The 16,729-nt window shown below is 47.6% G+C and carries 9 protein-coding genes and 1 other annotated feature; of the genes, 6 read left to right on the top strand and 3 right to left on the bottom strand.

Going from position 1 to position 16,729, the window contains the following annotated elements:
* Positions 1-275: 275 nt before the first annotated feature.
* Positions 276-1,745 carry a glutamate synthase subunit beta gene (locus VRK_RS11480; protein WP_059121497.1) on the bottom strand — a complete coding sequence of 490 codons (1,470 nt, stop codon included), beginning with the start codon at positions 1,743-1,745 and terminating at the stop codon, positions 276-278.
* Complete coding sequence (gene gltB, locus VRK_RS11475) at positions 1,745-6,277, bottom strand: glutamate synthase large subunit (RefSeq protein ID WP_059121496.1); 4,533 nt, start codon at positions 6,275-6,277, stop codon at positions 1,745-1,747. The genes VRK_RS11480 and gltB overlap by 1 nt, the downstream gene beginning before the upstream one ends.
* Positions 6,278-6,874: 597 nt before the next feature.
* On the opposite strand from gltB, the gene VRK_RS11470 reads away from it, so the two are divergent.
* The 3 genes from VRK_RS11470 to arcB all read left to right on the top strand — a co-directional run bounded on the left by VRK_RS11470 (position 6,875) and on the right by arcB (position 11,843).
* Entirely contained in the window at positions 6,875-7,819 is a 945-nt protein-coding gene (locus tag VRK_RS11470; RefSeq protein ID WP_059121495.1) for a tRNA modification radical SAM protein MnmL/YtqA, read from the top strand.
* Between the two features lie 154 nt (positions 7,820-7,973).
* A complete protein-coding gene (locus VRK_RS11465) occupies positions 7,974-9,371 on the top strand; it encodes a GGDEF domain-containing protein (protein WP_059121494.1) in 1,398 nt (465 codons plus the stop codon).
* A gap of 90 nt (positions 9,372-9,461) precedes the next feature.
* The gene (arcB, locus tag VRK_RS11460; RefSeq protein WP_059121493.1) at positions 9,462-11,843 is read left to right on the top strand and encodes an aerobic respiration two-component sensor histidine kinase ArcB; all 2,382 of its coding nucleotides are present in this window, start codon (positions 9,462-9,464) and stop codon (positions 11,841-11,843) included.
* Positions 11,844-11,903: 60 nt separating this feature from the next.
* Here arcB and arcA read toward each other — a convergent pair whose 3' ends face one another.
* The gene (arcA, locus tag VRK_RS11455; RefSeq protein WP_059121492.1) at positions 11,904-12,620 is read right to left on the bottom strand and encodes a two-component system response regulator ArcA; all 717 of its coding nucleotides are present in this window, start codon (positions 12,618-12,620) and stop codon (positions 11,904-11,906) included.
* 314 nt (positions 12,621-12,934) lie between these two features.
* Between arcA and VRK_RS11450 the strand changes: the two genes are divergently transcribed.
* The 3 genes from VRK_RS11450 to thrA all read left to right on the top strand — a co-directional run bounded on the left by VRK_RS11450 (position 12,935) and on the right by thrA (position 16,727).
* Complete coding sequence (locus VRK_RS11450; protein ID WP_059121491.1) at positions 12,935-13,339, top strand: DUF3293 domain-containing protein; 405 nt, start codon at positions 12,935-12,937, stop codon at positions 13,337-13,339.
* 110 nt (positions 13,340-13,449) lie between these two features.
* Entirely contained in the window at positions 13,450-13,935 is a 486-nt protein-coding gene (locus tag VRK_RS11445) for a putative 4-hydroxy-4-methyl-2-oxoglutarate aldolase (RefSeq protein ID WP_059121490.1), read from the top strand.
* 185 nt (positions 13,936-14,120) lie between these two features.
* Positions 14,121-14,237, top strand: a sequence feature (Thr leader region).
* Between the two features lie 27 nt (positions 14,238-14,264).
* Positions 14,265-16,727 (top strand): bifunctional aspartate kinase/homoserine dehydrogenase I, encoded by a 2,463-nt coding sequence (gene thrA, locus VRK_RS11440; protein ID WP_059121489.1) that lies wholly within the window; start codon positions 14,265-14,267, stop codon positions 16,725-16,727.
* Positions 16,728-16,729: the final 2 nt, after the last annotated feature.

Raw genomic sequence — 16,729 nt, 5'->3', positions numbered from 1 at the left:
TGAATCTTTATGCATTAAATCGGGTTAAAAATACATTCAATTAGGCGCCCGAATTAATGCGGACTTTAAACGCTATCCTTTATGGAACCAAAGATCAAGTGATTCATAAAAAATAGCGGCAATAAATGGGTCAGGTGAATAAGTAACGATTATGAGGCGATTGATATGTCTAAGATTTAAGAGGGAAATGTGTCTGATAGGCGGGGGGAAGGCGATGCTGATTGAGGTGACCTCTCTGTCAGAGTGGGGGAGACAGAGAGGCCGATATAGACGATTTAGGCCGAACGCATCAGAGAGTCGGCTCTGGCTTCGAGGTTACTCTCTCCCATCAGGTAGGTATCAATTGCGCGGGCACATTCCCGACCTTCATTGATACACCGGACGACCAGTGATTGCCCGGTGCGCATGTCACCGGCCGCGAACACGCCAGCCTGATTGGTTTGGTAATCGGTTGTCGCGACATTGCCACGTTCGTCGAGCTGAATATCCAACTGAGCCAACACCCCATGTGGTTCCGGGTGAAGAAAGCCCATGGCCAGAAATGCCATATCGCACGGCATCACCCGTTCACTGCCAGCCACTTCCTCATAAGTCGGACGTTCTCCGGCTTTGGCCGGTTGCCAGACAATGTCAGCAACCTTCAGACCGGTGACTTGGCCTTGTTCATTACCGATAAAGGCTTTGGTCAGAATATTCCAGTGACGTTGACACCCTTCTTCATGAGAGGTCGAGGTACGAAGAATCATCGGATATTGCGGCCACGGCATATTGGCGGGGCGTTTTTCCGGTGGCATTGGCATGATCTCAACCTGAGTAATGCTTGCTGCCCCGTGACGGTTTGACGTGCCCACGCAGTCGGAGCCGGTATCACCACCACCGATCACCACCACATGTTTCCCTTTGGCGTGAATTGCTTCGCCTTTCAGATCCATATTGTTGGCGCGACGGTTATTCTGAGCGAGAAACTGCATGGCAAAGTAAACCCCATCCAACTCCCGGCCCGGAATCGGCAGATCGCGAGGGACGGTCGAGCCGCCGGTCAGGAGCACCACATCGTATTCCTGACGCAGTTGCTGCGCATTGATGTTGACGCCGATATGGGCATCGACAACAAACTTAATCCCGGCCTGACGCATCAGTTCAATTTTGCGGTCAATGATATCCATCCCCAGTTTAAAGTCCGGGATACCAAAGCGCAGCAGTCCGCCGACTTTTTCGTCCCGCTCATACACTGTCACCGTATGGCCGGCGCTATTGAGCTGTTCGGCAGCGGATAACCCTGACGGACCCGAGCCGATAATGGCGATGGTTTTTCCGGTGCGGCTACGCGGGGTTTTCGGCTGGGCGTACCCTTCGCGATAAGCGGTTTCGACAATCGTTTTCTCAATATTACAGATGGTAATCGGATCCTGATTGATTCCCAGTACACAGGCACTTTCACAGGGGGCAGGGCAGACGCGACCGGTAAATTCCGGGAAGTTATTGGTCGAGCTGAGGATCTGCCATGCTTCTTGCCAACTGTTACGGTACACCGCATCGTTAAATTCAGGAATGATATTGCCGATCGGGCAGCCACTGTGACAGAACGGCACCCCACAATCCATACAACGGGAAGCCTGCGTATTGATTTTGTCACCGAATTCGTCATTGAGCACAAACTCTTTGTTGTGCTGAATTCTGACTTCCGGTGCCACTTTGGCGGGCAGTTCCCGGCCATGTTCTAAAAATCCAGTTGGTTTTCCCATTACACGGCCTCCGCTTCCGTTGTTGGTACTTGTTGGGCAGCCTGTCGTTTTTGCAAGACGGCTTTGTAATCTCTCGGCATGACTTTTACCAGCGATTGCAGATTCTGCTCAAAGTTGTCCATAAATCGCTGTGCCACTTCACTGCCAGTGAAACGGATATGGTTATTGAGCATGGTCTCCAGCAAGTCGATGTCCTTGCTATCCAGTGGATCAAGGTCAACCAGTTCCGGATTGAGTTTGTTATGGAAATCACCATCCGTATCCCAGACATAAGCGACACCGCCACTCATGCCGGCTGCGAAATTGCGACCGGTCGAACCTAAAATGATCGCCACGCCACCGGTCATGTATTCACAACCATGATCACCGATTCCTTCCACCACGACGCGGGCACCGGAGTTTCTGACACAGAAACGCTCACCGGCTTTTCCTCTAATGTAAGACTCACCGGAAGTTGCGCCATAGAAACAGACATTACCGACAACAATATTCTCTTCGGCAACCAGAGAAGCATTGTGATTCGGATAAAGAATCAGTGTGCCGCCGGATAACCCTTTGCCCCAGTAATCGTTCGCATCTCCTTCGACTTCAAACTCAACCCCTTTACTCAGGAAGGCACCGAAAGATTGACCGGCTGAACCGGTAAATTTGACGTGCATTGGCTGAGGTAAGCCGTGATCGCGGTAGATTTTCGAAATTTCATTCGAGAGCATGGTGCCGGTACTCCGGTCGGTATTGCAGATCGGAAACTCAGCCTGAACGGCTTTTCCGTCTTGTAATGCCGGTTGAGCCAACTCAATGAGCTGGCGGTCGAGAATATTTTCCAGCGCATGGTTCTGAGTGGTCTGGCAGAAAATGCCATCACCGCTTCTGGGTGACTCCATATGTAATAGCGGACTTAAGTCAAGGTTGCGATATTTCCAGTGTTCGATGTTGCTTCTGACTTTCAGTTTGTTGGCTTGACCGACCATTTCATCAATGGTTCTGAATCCGAGTTCAGCCATGATTTCGCGGAGTCCTTGTGCCATATAGCGGAAGAATGTCACTACATCTTCAACGCGACCGTCAAACCGTTCTCGTAGGGTTTTATTCTGCGTGGCAATGCCGACCGGACAAGTATTTTTGTGACACTTGCGCATCATAATACAGCCTTCAACCACCAGTGCAGCGGTGGCAACGCCCCATTCTTCTGCGCCGAGCAAGGTGGCAATCGCCAGATCCCGTGGGGTTTTCATCTGTCCGTCAGCCTGAACGACGATTCGGTTGCGCAGCCCGTTTTTCAGTAAGGTCTGGTGGGTTTCCGCCAGACCCAGCTCCCATGGCAGACCGGTATGGCGAATCGATGAAATCGGGGAGGCGCCCGTGCCACCGTCATAACCGGCGATCAACACCACATCCGCTTTGGCTTTGGCAACCCCGGAAGCGATGGTGCCGACACCCGCTTCAGAAACCAGTTTAACGTTGACACGACCGGCACGGTTGGCATTTTTCAGATCAAAAATTAGCTGGGCCAAATCTTCGATAGAATAAATGTCATGGTGCGGTGGTGGTGAAATCAGACCGACCCCCGGGGTGGAGTGGCGAGTCGCACCGATCCAATCATCGACTTTATCTCCGGGGAGTTGTCCGCCTTCACCGGGCTTCGCCCCTTGAGCCATTTTGATCTGGAGTTCATCCGCATTAGTCAGATAATAGGCGGTAACCCCGAAACGGCCTGAAGCCACCTGTTTGATGGCGGAGCGTTCCCAGTCACCATTGTCTTTTTTGTCAAAGCGGATCGGATCTTCACCCCCTTCACCGGAGTTCGATTTTGCACCGAGGCGGTTCATCGCAACCGCTAAAGTGGCGTGTGCTTCATAAGAGATTGAACCGAATGACATAGCACCGGTGGCAAAACGTTTGACGATACTTTCGACCGGCTCAACTTCATCCAGTGCAATCTGCCCGGCCGGATTTTTTACCATTTCAAGCTGACTACGGAGTGTGACGGCTTTGTCACCTTGACGATCAACCGCTTCGGCATACGCTTTGAACTGCGCGTAGTCTTGATTGCGGGTTGAGTGTTGCAGCAAGTGAATAGTTTCCGGATTGAACAAGTGTTGTTCACCCCGTTGTTTCCACTGGTAAACCCCACCGACATCCAAGACTTGCAGCGGAATTTCGCGTAACGGATAGCCGAGGCGATGACGGATCAGGACTTCTTTGGCGATATCGTCCAGCGTGAGTCCCTGAATCCGGGTAACCGTCCCGGTAAAGTATTTATCGACAACAGCTTTGCTAATCCCCAGCGCTTCAAAAATTTGTGCACCGTGATAAGACTGAAGGGTTGAAATCCCCATCTTCGAGAAAATCTTCAGCAGGCCGCCATTGATCCCTTTGCGATAGTTGTCGAAGAGCGTATGGATATCCGCTTCCGAATCCAGTTTGTTCTTCTGTTGCAGATCGATAATGGTTTCCGTCACCAGATACGGGTTGATGGCATTGGCACCATAACCGAGTAACGTCGCAAAGTGGTGGGTTTCCCGTGCATCGCCCGTTTCGATAACGATACCGCATTTGGCCCGTAGTCCTTTACGGATCAGGTGATGGTGAACCGCACCGACAGCCAGCATCCCCGGAATAGCGGCATGGTTTGAGTTTACCGCACGGTCGGTCAGCAAAATAATCGAATAACCATCGATAACCGCATCTTCCGCATACTGACAAATACGTTTTAGTGCGCGTTCGAGTTTGCCCGGTTCACCACTGGCCTGAAAAACGATATCCAGCGTTTTCGCTTGCAGGTGCTCATTATCAATTGCTCTGAGTTTTTCCAGTTCCGCATTGGAAATCACCGGTGATTCGAGTTCAACTTTACGGCAGTGTGCCGGTGACTCACTCAGCAAGTTTTGATCCTTGCCCAGATAGGTGTTCAGTGACATTACCATCCGTTCCCGGATCGGATCGATCGGTGGGTTGGTGACCTGAGCAAACAACTGTTTGAAATAGTGAGATAAATGCTGGGACTGATGAGACAGTACGGCCAGCGGCCAGTCTGCACCCATCGAGCCTAAGGGTTCGTAGCCGGTTTGGGCCAGTGTCAGGATAATCTGATTAACTTCTTCACTGGTGATCCCAAATGCCTGCTGGCGGTGGAGTAGTCGTTCCGGTTTCGGTTGACTGTGCCCGGTTTCTGCTTCAGGAAGCCCTTTGAGGCTGAGCAGGTTATCCTCAACCCACTGCTCGTAAGGCTGTGCATTGGCAATACTCTCTTTGATCTCTTCGTCGGAAATGATCCGGCCTTCTTCGAGATCAGCAACAAAAATTTTGCCGGGCTGGAGGCGACCCCGGTATTGAATATTGTCTGCGGCGATATCGACCACGCCTGATTCTGACGCCATGATCAGGAAATCATCTTTCGTCACCGTGTAGCGGGAAGGACGCAAGCCGTTGCGATCCAAGGTGGCACCAACCATCACACCGTCGCTGAAACAGACTGAAGCCGGGCCGTCCCACGGCTCCATGACATTGGCATGGTATTGGTAGAATGCGCGGCGCTTGGCATCCATTTTTTTGTTTTCCTGCCATGCTTCCGGAATCATCATCATCAGCGCATGAGGCAAACTACGACCTGAGAGAACCAGCAGTTCTAACACCATATCGAAGTTGGATGAATCGGAGCTGTCTTCCTGACAGATCGGTAACAGCATATCGATTTCTGCTTGGGTAAACCGGTCTGATTCTAGAATGGCTTCTCGGGCTTTCATCCAGTTGAGGTTACCGCGAACCGTATTGATTTCACCATTATGGGCAATATAACGGAAAGGCTGAGCCAGACGCCATTTGGGGAAGGTATTGGTTGAAAAACGAGAATGAACCAATGCCAGCGCTGTCACCATGGTCGGATTTTGCAGATCGAGGAAATACTGCGGGACTTGCTCGGTGGTTAACTGTCCTTTGTAGATCAGCGTCTTATATGACATCGAGTTGATGTAAAAGTCATCACCGATATTGGAGATACTTTCCAGACAGACGCGCACCGTATAGTTACGCAGCACATAGAGTTTGCGTTCCAGTTCTTCAGGGGTGACACCGGGGCCACCACTGATAAAGACGTGCTCGAATTGTGGCTCGGTACTGAGTGGATCAGCACCTAACATATGGTTATCGGTCGGGAGAACCCGGTAGCCGAGAATTTCCAAATCCAGACGCTTGGCATTTCTTTGCAGAATGTCACGGCACTGTTCGCGTTTGTACTCATCCTTCGGAAATAGCACCACACCCACCCCGTATTGGTCGAATGAGGGCAGACGAATCCCGAGTTTAACGGTTTCTTCGAGCAGAAATTCATGCGGTTTTTGTAGGAGAATACCTGCACCGTCGCCGCTACATGGGTCACATCCCTGACCGCCGCGGTGTTCCATTCGGGCCAGCATGTCCAGTGCCTGAGTGACAACCTGATGGGATTTACGGTTTTTTAAATGGGCGACAAAGCCGATACCGCAGGCGTCATGCTCCAGTTCGGGCGTGTATAGCCCTGATGAATTTAACATTGATACATCCTTCCAGTTCAATAAAGACGCACACTGACCGGAGAATACTTCTCCCGGGTGATGGTGTGTCTGGTCCTTTTTTTATCTTTATTGTGTCTCAAAGCCGACGGGTGGTGTCGGCCTGAATCCGTTCCGTCTCCCACCGGAAATAGGGTGGGAAAAACAATCCTTGGTGATATACAGGTCATTCTTTATATACAACTAGTGCTTTATTTTGGTAGGTTTGCTTATCACCGAAGTTTCATCCGTTCTATCGTCTCCAAATATGACAAATACGAACAAAACTGAAACTATCCTACATTTTTGTGACATAAAATCCAATAGCAAAGCAATGGAATTTTTATGCAAGTTAATCGATTGCAAATGGGATAAGTATTAACCTTTATTTAACATTGAATGGGTGTTTATTTATTGATGTGGGTTAGGGCGTCCCTGAATTGATTATTCTAAAATGAGTGAAATTATCAGGATGTTGTAATTTTATTTCGTAGCAGCTTGTTGTTTCTTCTGTGGAATGACGTGGTTAGGGACCGGTGCTCGAATGAGTTTGGCGACATTTGTCATTGATACAATTGAATATTTATTTCGGGGCCGGGTTTGAAACAGTTACATGAGCTGGTGAATACATTAGGGCAAGATCTGAAACGTCGTTATGGTGAACGGGTCCATAAGTTAACGTTACATGGCGGATTCAGTTGCCCGAACCGGGATGGCTCGATTGGCCGGGGTGGATGCACATTTTGCAATGTGGCTTCATTTGCTGATGAACAGACCCAGCATCAAAGTATTGGTGAGCAACTGACAGCGCGCGCAGGCGAAGTCTCGCGCGCCAAAAAATATCTGGCTTATTTCCAAGCCTATACCAGCACCTATGCCGAGGTCGAACGGCTCAGGCAAATGTATGAAGAAGCGCTTTGCACAGCAGATATGGTGGGTTTGTGTGTCGGTACTCGTCCGGATTGTGTGGCCCCCGGGGTGTTGGAACTGCTGGCCGATTATCAACAACAAGGTTATGAAATATGGCTGGAACTGGGATTGCAAACCGCGCACCAACGCACTTTGAAACGGATTAATCGGGGCCATGATTTTTCCTGCTATGATCAGGTCACCAGACAAGCCCGGGCGCTGGGGCTGAAAGTTTGCACTCATCTGATAGTCGGGCTTCCCGGTGAATCGCAGCAGGATAATTTTGAGACGCTTGAGCAGGTGCTGAATACGGGCACTGACGGTATTAAGCTACATGGGTTACATATTGTCGAGGGGAGTGTGATGGCTAAGTCTTGGCGTGCCGGCAGACTTCATGCACCGGAATTATCTCACTATGTTGAAACTGCCAGTGATATGATTCGCAGAACACCGGCCGATGTGATTTATCACCGGGTCTCGGCATCCGCCCGCAGGCCAACTCTGCTCGCTCCGTTATGGTGTGAAAATCGCTGGTTGGCGATGACGGAAATAGAACGTGACCTGAACCGAAAGGGAGGGCAGGGATCCTTGAGCGGCGAAGCATTTGTTTTTCCTCATGAGCAAGATATAAAGTGACAGAAAAAGAATAAATCAGGGGAGCGGCTAGTTGTTTTTGCGGTTGTTGGTATTTTTTCAGTGACACAGTTAGATATCTTACTCAAACATATAGAGTATTTATGAAATAACTTGTTATTCTTATAAGAAGAATTGTTAACAGAAGGTAATAGCGATGTCGCAGTTGACATGGGAGCATTATACTCAGTTGGAAATTGCGCTTGGGATGGGGAGTATCATTGCTGTACTTGCCGGAATTGCCTTATGGATGCTATACCGCCGAAAAGTTCGTCATTTGCATGATATGTTTGTCCATGTGCCATGTGCGTTATTAATGATGTCACGGAAAAACCACCAAATTTTGTTTGCCAACGAGCTGGCGCAACATGCTCTCCAACTGCAAACGCATGGTCGTCTTTTCCAGTTCTCTCCTTGGGTGAGTGCTTCTCAGCGCCAGTATTTCTCTGAACTCATCGATAAAAGTTATCAGGAACATTCCCGCCAGTTCATTGACTGGCCGGTCGGTGAAGAGCACTCCGTCCAGATTGAATTTCAGGTCAAGGACACGGTGTTTCAAGGACAAACGGCCTGGATGGTACAAATGCTGATTCATCATGAACGCGCTGAAGTCATCGGTGAGCAGGATACGATTCAAAGTGATGATCTGATGCAACAGCTCTGGGATGCTTCTCCGGATGCGATCGCGGTCATTCAGGATGATGGTTGCTGCCGTTCTTGTAATTTGTCGTTTGCACATTTGTTGGGTCAGGAGGAGATGACGCAAGTGACTGATCAGCGGCTCACTTGGCCGACACAAGAGGCGCCCTTTTTTCAACAGCTGTTCACGTTGACCGAACAAGACCTCGTTGCCAAGCAACCCATTCGCTACATTGATCAGTTAGCCAGAGAACCCCGGCAATGGTTTGATGTGGTCAAATCTGTTTATCGTTCACCGGCGACCAATCAAGTGCTGGCACTGTTGATTATCCGCGATATTACCGCCTGGTATTCCGGTGAACCTTCAGCGCAGCTGATCAATGCACATCACATTCACTCTTTTGATCAACTGACAGGAATTGTCAGTCGGCAGCGTTTCGATGAAACGTTGGATACGCTATGGCACATTCATATCCGGGAAAAGCAGCCATTGGCGGTCATTTTGTGTGATGTCGATTGTTTTGAGAGTTACAACCAACATTATGGTGATGAGCAAGGTGATGAGACTCTATGCACGGTTGCGTTGGCTCTGCAACGGGTGATGAGCCGTTCTTCAGATTGTATCGCCCGCTATGACGGTGATCGGTTTGCCTTTATTTTGCCGAATACCCATATTGATGGTGCCTGTTGGGTTGCTGAAAAAATTCATTCCGAATTTAAACAGATTCAATTGCCTCATCCGGTGTCGGATGTCTCGAACCATGTTACGGTGAGCATGGGGATTGTCTCTCTGATACCGAAAACCGATGAGTCGTCAGAACAGTTTGTCGCCTACGCGGAGCAGGCACTGCATCAGGCCAAAATGCAGGGACGTAACCGTACATGTGTCTATTATGAATCTTTGGGCAGGCGATGATGAATTGCCTGCACACCGTTTGGACGGCCTTGGTCCGAACTTGTTATTCCTGCCGAATTTAGCGCGATATCGTTGTCTGGAGCGTTTTTAATGAAACCGATGAAAAATCTGGCTCAGTATTATGTGGACTTGTTGGTTAAGCTGGGGATTCTCCGTTTTTCAATTCTTTTAGCCCTTGCGCTGGTGGCGTTGGCGGTGGTCGTTCAGGTCGGGATTACCCTCGCATTGCATGGTTATGTTGATAATATCGATATTATCCGTTCGGTGTTTTTCGGATTAATTATTACCCCTTGGGCGGTCTATTTTCTTTCTGTCGTGGTAGATCAACTGGAAGAATCGAGACAGCGCTTATCCAAACTGGTCGCAAAATTGAAAGATATGCGCTCTCGCGATCAAGAGCTGAATTACCAGTTACAGCAGAATATTGTCAAACTGAATCAGGAAATTGAAGAGCGGATCAAAGCCGAAGAAGCGCGCGAAGAAGCCATGGCAGATCTGGAAAACGAGGTCTATCAGCGGGAAAAGACTCAGCTTGAGCTTGCTGAGAGAACAGCATTATTACGATCATTTATCGATGCTTCTCCTGATTTGATTTATTACCGTAATGCCGATGGTGTTTTCTCCGGTTGTAACCGGGCGATGGAAGAGCTGACCGGGAAAAAAGAGCGAGAGTTGGTCGGGCTGACGCCGTGGGATGTTTACAGTGAAGAAATTGCGCAGCCAATTGTAGAAACGGATCAGCAGTTGTTCTCGCAAAATTGCGCGATTACCTATGAACAGTGGCTGGAATACCCTGATGGGCGCAAAAACTATTTTGAAATCAGGAAAGTGCCGTTTTACAGCAAAGAAGGACGTCATCTGGGCCTGGTTGGGTTTGGCCGGGATATCACCGAGCGTAAGCGTCATGAAGAGTCCCTGGAAAAAGCCAGTCGCGATAAAACCACATTTATTGCCACTATCAGCCATGAGCTGAGAACCCCGTTGAATGGGATTGTCGGTCTGAGTCGTATGTTATTGGATACAACCATGACTCAGGAACAGCGGAAATATCTGCAAACTATTCATGTCAGCGCGGTGACATTAGGCAATATTTTCAACGATATTATTGATATGGATAAATTTGATCAGCGCAAACTCGAGCTTTTCCCGCAGCCGTTGAATCTGGGTGAGTTTGTCACGGAAATTGAGAGTCTGGCTGCATTAATGGCAGAACAGAAAGGATTGCGTTTTGATCTGGAAAGACTGACCGAACTGTCATACGTGGTGATGGTCGATGGCACCCGGTTACGACAGGTACTTTGGAACCTGATCAGTAATGCGATGAAGTTTACCCGGGAAGGTGGCATCGTGATGACCGTCAGTTCCGAGATCGAGGACGATAGTGCACATATCGTCATGGATATTGAAGATACGGGGATTGGGATTGCCGAAGCAGAATTAGATAAGATTTTTGCCATGTATTATCAGGTGAAATCGGGCAAGGATAATCTTCATGCTGTCGGAACCGGTATTGGTCTGGCTGTATCACGGCAACTGATGAACCTTATGGATGGTGACATTACCGTGAGTAGTGAAGAAGGGTTTGGCAGTACATTTACCATTTCACTGAACGTGCCTTTAGCTGATGAGGCACTACTGATGCCGAGCTCTCCTGTAACGCAGAAAAAACTCAACATCTTTATGGTTGAAGATATTGAATTGAATGTGACGGTTGCCAAATCGCTGCTGGAAAGTTTAGGCCATTCCATTACGGTGGCGATGAGTGGTGAAGAAGCGAAAAAACTTTTTGTGCCAGATCGTTATGATTTAGTCTTGCTGGATATCCAGTTGCCGGATATGACCGGTTTTGATATCGCTCAGTATTATCGCGAACAATATGGGCAGGACTACCCGTTACCGCCACTGGTCGCTTTGACGGCCAATGTGCTCAAAGATAAGCGGGAATATCTGGAAAAAGGGATGGATGATGCCATCAGTAAGCCGCTTTCAGTAATAGCCGTCCAGAATGTCATTCAGCGTTATTTCGGCGCGGAGCATGAACCTGAGCGGGAGACGGTGCATCGGGTAGACCATGTGGTGGATACACCTTATCCAGACCCAGAAGCCGATAAGAAAAAGGAACAGTATCACCGAATTCTTGATCTGGATATGTTGAGCGCTTATGTCGATATTGTCGGGAAACAGCCGGTTCTGGACAGTATTACGATGTTCGAATCGATGATGCCGGATTATCTGGAAATTCTGGATTCAAATATGGTCGCCAAAGATCAAAATGGGATTGTTTCTGAAGCGCATAAAATCAAAGGTGCGGCGGGTTCCATCGGTTTGGCTCGGATTCAAGCGGTGGCACAAAAAGCACAATCACCACAAGCACCGGCTTGGTGGGAAAATATTACCGATTGGGTTGAAGAGATAAAGACTGAATATTCGCAAGATATCCAATTGCTTCGGCAATGGCTCAGCGAAAAATAACGGATAGAAAAAAGCCTCCGCATGAGGAGGCTGATTTGATCAGTATGTAACACGAAACGGTTATTCTTCGATATCACCACAGAAGCGATAACCTTCACCGTGGATGGTTGCGATGATCTCTGGTGTACCCGGAATTGATTCAAAATGTTTCCGAATTCTGCGAATCGTGACATCAACCGTGCGATCATGAGGTTTGAGCTCACGCCCCGTCATTTTTTTCAGCAGATCGGCACGCGTCTGAATTTTGCCGGGATTCTCACAGAAATGCAGCAGTGCTCTGAACTCAGAACGAGGCAGCTTATAGCTTTCACCATCGGGATTGATCAGCGAACGACTATTGATGTCCAGTTCCCAACCATTGAAAACATAACGCTCGACTGAACGTTTCTCTTCATGTGTGGTATTTGAACTCATGGATCGGCTCAGGAGGTTGCGGGCACGAATCGTGAGTTCTCTCGGGTTAAATGGCTTGGTGATGTAGTCGTCGGCACCGATTTCTAGGCCAAGAATTTTATCGACTTCATTATCACGACCGGTCAGGAACATCAGCGCAACGTCGGCTTGTTCTCTTAGCTCTCGTGCGAGGAGTAGTCCATTTTTGCCCGGTAAATTGATGTCCATAATCACCAGATTTACGGATTTATCTGAGAGAATATGGTTCATCTCTTCGCCATTACTAGCTTCGTATACAGCGTATCCCTCTGCTTCGAAAATACTCTTAAGAGTGTTACGAGTGACTTGCTCGTCTTCTACGATAAGAATCTGCGGGGTTTGCATCGGCGGTACCTAATTTATGAAAAATTTGTACTAAATATAGAACTTATTATTGGTAATATATAACACACCAGTAATGATATGTTGATAAAAAATCAAAGTATTCACATAGAATACAACATGCTCATTGCCCGCCATCCGTGGATGTGTCCTGCAAGGTGCTCCGTAACCTTGTCTGTTTTTACCGTTTGTTGCGGTGGATTTTATATTGTTAACAGCATGGTAACAACGATAGATTGTTAATACCCAACAGTTTGTTGATTTATGTCAATAGACGTGAACGCTTGAAACATCGGTATATTTATAGGGTTGATATAATGAGAAAATATCAGATTAATGATTGGCTGTGGCAAGCTTATGCATCGACGCATTTTGTTTTTTCTCTGCCGTTTCCAAGCCCTGAGTTTTCTATCATCACAGCATGGAACCCACAAAGTTGTCGATTGTCTTATCGAGAGAACCGTGCGAATAATGAACAACTATGTCAGCAGTTCAACAGCTATCCGTGGGCCCCTGTTTTAGCCGGTGATGCTGCTTTTGAGTGGGTAGAAGAAAGTTTTGCTGTTGCAATTTGTCTTGAATTAGCTTTGAATTTAGGCCGAAAGTTTGAACAGAATGCTATATTTTATGTCCAGAATGAGACGGTTTTCTTGCATTCCTGTATTGATTCCAGATGTGATGAATTGGGAGTATTGTCCGAAAGAATTTATGTGTCCGGATGACTGAATATTTATTTCGTTAGAACGGTTGAGATTGACCTGTGACCAAGTATGACGAGGTGGATAGTGATCCGTCTGTAGCCAAATTTAGAATGAGATATCATGGAGGAATGATGAGAGATATAACACCAGATCTTTGCGACAAGTACGAGTCTCAGGTGACTTTGCTTGACCTACCTTTACAAAATTTTGGGCAGAGAGATGCCTTTTGGGGAGAAATTGTCACGATTCGTTGTTACCACGATAACTCGAAAGTGAGAGATATACTGCAGCAAAATGGTAAGGGGAAAGTGTTAGTCATTGATGGACACGGCTCATGTAAGAAAGCACTCATGGGAGATATGATGGCATTCGAAGCCGTAAAAAGCGGCTGGGAAGGGATCATTGTCTATGGCGCTGTCCGAGATGTCGTGGCATTGTCAGAGCTGGACTTAGGCGTGAAAGCTTTAGGGGCCTGCCCATTTAAAACCGAGAAAAAGGATGCCGGTCAGGTTAATGTGACACTTTCTATCATGAATCAGATGATTCAACCCGGAGATTATATTTATGCCGACTGGAATGGAATTCTGATTTCAGAGCAACCGTTAGAAGTTAACTGATTCACTTATGATTGAGTTCGGAAACATTCAGGGAAAGTTATAAAGAATCTTATTTTGAGCGTAATTTCTCTCGAACGGGTAAAAAAATATAATTTTTGATTGACTCTCCCCCTCATAATAAGGTAAACGTAAGAAAACGTTATCTTATTGAGTCGAAGTTTATATGACATTTAGCCAGCCTATAGTAATGATTAGCACCACCACCATTATTATTACCGACACCACCAATGTTGGGGCAGGCTGCTGAGCGAAAAAACTTCAAAAAAAGGCCTGTATCCCCACAAGATACAGGCCTTTTTTTATATTATTTAATCACACTGGAGGAAGGGATGCGTGTATTAAAGTTTGGTGGGTCATCTCTGGCGGATGCCGACCGTTTTCTTAGAGCTGCACAGATTATCGCCAACAATGCCCAACAAGAAGATATTTCTGTGGTGCTTTCAGCACCGGGGAAAACGACTAACAAGTTGGTTGCAGTGATTGAATCTGCCCAGACAATCGGAGAGGCCGGATTACAGATTAATGAGTTGGAATCCTCTTTTCACAGTTTGTATCAGGACATTCAGTCTGAATTACCCAACCTCAAGGGAGAAGCATTTGACGAGACGGTCCGTCAGTCGATGTCCCAGCTGAGAAGTTATGTCCACGGGATCGGACTGCTAGGTGCGTGCCCGGATCATGTCAATGCGCGGATTATCAGTAAAGGTGAACGCATCTCAATCCAATTGATGAAAGCGGTTCTCGAAGCAAAAGGCTATGATGTCAGTCTGATTGATCCGGTGAAATACTTGCGAGCCAACGGTAGTTATCTCGAGGCGATGGTTGATGTTGATGCATCCACGGAAAATTTTAAACGGTCACCACTACCTCAAAATCATGTGCATATCATGCCCGGTTTTACTGCGGGTAATCCGAAAGGTGAACTGGTTTGTTTAGGGCGTAATGGTTCAGATTATTCTGCAGCTGTTTTAGCCGCTTGTTTACGGGCTGAATGCTGTGAGATCTGGACTGATGTTGACGGCGTTTATAACTGTGATCCACGTTTAGTGAATGATGCCCGACTACTCAAGTCGCTGAGTTATCAAGAAGCCATGGAACTCTCTTATTTCGGTGCTTCCGTGTTACATCCCAAAACTATTGCCCCGATTGCCCGTTTCCATATTCCCTGTCTGATTAAAAATAGTTTCAATCCGCAAGGTGCCGGTACGCTCATCGGCCAAGATACCGGTGAAGACAAGCTGCCAATCAAAGGCATTACCACGCTGAACGATCTAACTATGGTCAACGTCTCTGGTCCCGGAATGAAAGGAATGGTCGGGATGGCCAGCCGAGTCTTTGGTTCGATGTCTTCTGCAGGGGTTTCGATTGTATTGATTACCCAATCTTCATCTGAATACTCAATCAGTTTTTGTATCGAATCTCAGGATAAAGAGAATGCCAAACGAGCGCTGTCTGAAACGTTTGAGTTAGAGCTGAAAGATGGTTTGTTGGAACCTGTTGATTTCATGGATGATCTGGCAATTGTGACGCTGGTTGGTGATGGGATGAGAACCGCGCGTGGTATTGCATCACAATTTTTCTCATCTCTGGCTGAAGTTCACGTCAATATTGTCGCGATTGCCCAAGGGTCATCTGAACGCGCGATTTCAGCGGTGATTCCGGAAGATAAGATTTCTGAAGCGATCAAAGCGTGTCATGAGAATTTGTTCAACTCAAAACACTATCTGGATGTCTTTGTGGTTGGGGTCGGTGGCGTCGGTGGTGAACTGATTGATCAAATTAATCGTCAACAAGAGAAGTTAGCATCAAAAGATATTGTCATCCGGGTATGCGGCCTTGCCAACAGTAAAGGTTGCTTGTTGGATGCAGAAGGACTTCCGCTTGACAACTGGCGTCAGCGTTTACAGGAAGGTGCCACTGAGTCATTCAGTCTGGCTCGGCTGATCGCTTTGGTACAACGAAATCATATTATTAATCCGGTCCTGGTTGACTGTACTTCCAGTGAAGTGATTGCCAATCAATACGTTGATTTTCTCAATGCCGGTTTCCATGTGGTCACTCCGAACAAACGCGCCAACACAGCGAGTATGGCGTACTATCAGCAATTGCGTCAGGTATCGAGAAACTCGCGCCGTAAACTGATGTATGAAACAACCGTCGGTGCCGGCCTGCCTGTGATTGAAAATCTCCAGAATCTGATTGCTGCCGGCGATGAATTAGAGCGTTTCAATGGGATTCTGTCAGGGTCGCTCTCATTTATTTTCGGTAAACTGGATGAAGGATTGACGTTAAGTCAGGCGACTCAAGTCGCGAAAGACAAAGGGTTTACCGAACCTGATCCCCGGGATGATCTGTCAGGCATGGATGTTGCCCGCAAACTGTTGATTTTGGCGCGTGAAGCCGGCATGAAGCTTGAACTGAGTGATATCGACATTGATCAAGCATTGCCACCGGGTTTTGATGCTTCAGGCAGTATCGATGAGTTTATGGCGCGTTTACCTCAAGCGGATGATTATTTTGCATCCCTTTATGCAAAAGCAGCCAGTGAAGGTAAAGTATTACGCTATGTCGGAGAAATTGCCGATGGTCGCTGTCGCGTGCGTATTGCACAGGTAAGTGAAGATAATCCGATGTTTAAAATCAAAGATGGCGAGAATGCACTGGCATTTTATAGCCGTTATTATCAACCGATTCCTCTGGTGCTGAGAGGATATGGCGCAGGTACAGAAGTCACGGCCGCAGGTGTCTTTGCGGATGTGATGCGGACACTCGGTTGGAAATTAGGGGTTTAATT

Origin of the sequence: Vibrio sp. MEBiC08052, from assembly GCF_001506075.1 — a bacterium.
GTDB lineage: Bacteria > Pseudomonadota > Gammaproteobacteria > Enterobacterales > Vibrionaceae > Vibrio.
This window is presented reverse-complemented; position numbering and strand designations above follow the sequence as displayed.